The 2,483-nt window shown below is 34.8% G+C and carries 2 protein-coding genes and 1 pseudogene; all 3 read left to right on the top strand.

Features of this window, described 5'->3' with window-relative positions; translation table 11 throughout:
• Nucleotides 1-903: pseudogene (locus tag AC1DRF_RS23100) on the top strand (hypothetical protein); the annotation flags it as partial.
• Nucleotides 904-923: 20 nt separating this feature from the next.
• Nucleotides 924-1,316 (top strand): GtrA family protein, encoded by a 393-nt coding sequence (locus AC1DRF_RS23095; protein ID WP_477741787.1) that lies wholly within the window; start codon nt 924-926, stop codon nt 1,314-1,316.
• Nucleotides 1,313-2,290, top strand: a complete 978-nt coding sequence (locus tag AC1DRF_RS23090; RefSeq protein WP_253351808.1) for a glycosyltransferase family 2 protein — start codon at nt 1,313-1,315, stop codon at nt 2,288-2,290. Before AC1DRF_RS23095 ends, AC1DRF_RS23090 begins: the two co-directional genes overlap by 4 nt.
• Nucleotides 2,291-2,483: the final 193 nt, after the last annotated feature.

Genomic DNA, 2,483 nt, shown 5'->3' with positions numbered 1-2,483 from the left:
GCTACTTTTTTATTTTATGCAGCTTTTTACCTTATTATAAAAAGATTTGCTCATAACAAGTTTAGCTGGCTTTATATTGGCCTTCTATTGGCGTTAGGAAATTTAATGCGCCCTCTAGGACCTATTATTATCGTTGCTGTTTTCATTTATTTCATCTTGCAAATTCTTCAACCTTACATTAAAACGAAGGATGCTGCTGAATTAAAAGCTCGTCGAAAGAAAATAGGAAAAAACCTCGTAGGCATACTGGCTACTTTTTTTATTGCAAATGCGCTAATCAACTATTCTTTTGTAGCCAGCGGTATTTCTAAATATCCTTTAAGTAACAGAGATCCTTTATGGAAATTCGTCATTGGCTTTAATTACGAAACAAGCGGTTCTTATTCTTCAGAGGATGCTAGTCGTTTTATGGGTATGCCAATTGGAGAAAAACGAGCTGAAGCAGAAAAAGAGGTAATTAAAGAGCGGGTAGCAGATAAAGAGCAGCTTTTAGATCTCTTTCACATTAAATTCCTAAATATGTGGGGAGGAACGGATGCATCTACATTTTGGAGCATTTCATTAACTCCTCAAGAAGATGTACCTTTTAATAAAGAGAAATTAATTAGTGCTGCTCAAAGTTATGAAAGAATTATTTATGTTTCAACTACTATTCTTTCCATTATTGGACTTATATGTTTATTCCTGAAGAAGCAGGATAAATATCCGTATACACTGTTTTTATTACTAATCATAGGATACGTTCTTATTCACTTGCTTATTGAAATTCAAACTCGCTATCGATTCTTTATTTTTCCAAGCTTTATGCTGCTCGAAGGGTTTGGTATTTCAGTGATTCTATCCTATTTAATAGTACGATTTACTAAAAATGAGCCCAAGACAAAATGTAAAGAGATAAATTAAATGGAAGGGATTATGCAACCGTGATAAAATTCCTGAAATTCGGATTTGTAGGTATAATGAATACCCTGCTCACTATTATCAGTTATTTAGCACTCATTCATTTTGATATGAATTATATATTGGCTAACGTACTATCTTATTTTATTGGCGTCATAAACAGCTACTATTGGAACAAATCGTGGGTGTTTCAAGCAACCGTACACAAATGGATGTTAGCTCAATTTTTTATCGTAAACCTTATTACTTTAGCAATTAATACAAGCTGCTTATTCCTTCTTGTACACTATACACCTGCTAATCCAATAATCGGACAACTGTTGTCTACTTGTATAGGAATGTTTATCAATTTTTTCCTTAATAAATTATGGACGTTTAAGCACACAGACAATCACTCGATAGGAGGTAAAGCATGAAAGAACTAATTTCAATCGTGGTACCTATGTATTTTGAAGAAGAAGTAGCTAATGAATGCTACAATCGCTTGCTTTCCGTCATGCATAAAAACCACATTAACTATGAGTTCATTTTCGTCAATGACGGCAGCACCGACCGAACAATTGAAATCTTGAAGGACGTAGCGGCTATGGATTCTAACGTAAAAGTTATTGATTTCGCTCGTAATTTCGGGCACCAAACTGCCGTAACAGCAGGCATTGATTATGCTCAAGGTGATGCTATCGTTATTATTGATGCGGACTTACAAGATCCGCCAGAAATGATTCCCGAATTAATTGCTAAATGGCAGCAAGGCTATGAAATTGTATATGCAAAGCGCAAGAAACGAAGCGGAGAGACCTTTTTTAAATTAGCCACGGCTAAGTATTTTTATCGCTTTTTAAATTATATGTCCGATATCGAAATCCCTAAAGACACGGGAGATTTTCGTATTATCGACCGAAAAGTAGCGGATGTATTCAAAAAAATGACTGAACGTAATCGTTTTGTACGAGGAATGATGTCTTGGATTGGCTTCAGGCAAACATATGTAGAATATGAGCGCGATGAACGTTTTGCTGGTGAAACAAAATATCCTTTAAAAAAGATGATCAAGTTTGCTTCAGATGGAATTATTGGGTTTTCAACGAAGCCTTTGCGTTTAGTAATGGTTATTGGCTTATTATCGGTTTTTGTATCACTTTTAGTTTTAAGTTATTCGATTGTTGTTTGGCTGATAGGTAAAAACATTCAGCCTGGCTGGACTTCTATTATGGTAGCTATCACCTTCTTTAGCGGTATTCAGCTACTTGGTTTAGGTCTAGTCGGACAATACATCGCAAGAATTTACGATGAAAGTAAAAATAGACCTATTTACGTTGTACGTGAAACCATTAACTTCTCGAAAGCTTCAACAGATTCTCCAAACGCACGTGAAAAAGTATATAGCTAAAAAAACAAGGAAGAAAACAGTTGTTTTCTTCCTTGTTCTTATTCTACGATGAAAGTAAAAATAGACCTATTTACGTTGTACGTGAAACCATTAACTTCTCGAAAGCTTCAACAGATTCTCCAAACGCACGTGAAAAAGTATATAGCTAAAAAAACAAGGAAGAAAACAGTTGTTTTCTTCCTTGTTCTTATTC

Source organism: Priestia sp. P5_B4 (assembly GCF_056400385.1).
Note: the sequence above shows the minus strand (reverse complement) of the source record. Positions and strands in the feature narration are given on the sequence as shown.

Excerpts from the sequence above, each read along its gene's own strand:
- AC1DRF_RS23090 (WP_253351808.1), top strand. The coding sequence starts at position 1,313 with ATGAAAGAACTAATTTCAATCGTGGTACCTATGTATTTTGAAGAAGAA.